The 561-nt window shown below is 46.3% G+C and carries 1 pseudogene; it reads right to left on the reverse strand.

Going from position 1 to position 561, the window contains the following annotated elements:
* A pseudogene (locus R7Z77_RS24580) lies at positions 1-561 on the reverse strand (iron-containing alcohol dehydrogenase); the annotation flags it as partial.

Genomic DNA, 561 nt, shown 5'->3' on the forward strand with positions numbered 1-561 from the left:
TAGGCAGTGTAATGTATTGCTCACAAACGTGTACCCACGCATCCACAATGCCGTTAATAAGCTGACGTTCAGGCAGCGTTTTCATTACATCTGGATCTAACACTGCAAACTTAGGCTGTACTGCAGGAGACATGAACGGCAGTTTGTCTTGAGTTTCTGCTTTTGTAATCACTGCACCCATGTTGGATTCTGAACCAGTTGCAGGTAGCGTTAGGATAGCCGCAAGCGGTGTTGCTTCTGTCACTTGATGCTTACCGATCATAATGTCCCAGCCGTCACCATCGTACTTTGATGCTGCCGCAACGTATTTAGAACCGTCGATAACCGAACCACCACCAACAGCAAGAATAAAGTCGATGTTTTGATCTTTTACGATAGCGACCGCTTTATCCAATGTTTCTTTTGTTGGGTTTGGTTCTACACCAGAAAACTCAGACCATTCGTGGCCAGTGAGCGCTTCTGCTACTTGGTCGTATACGCCGTTCTTTTTGATTGAGCCACCACCGTAAATCACCAAGACCTTTTGATCTGCTGGGATCGCGTCTTTGATTGCTGCGCTTT

The organism is Vibrio sp. 1401 (genome assembly GCF_033340295.1).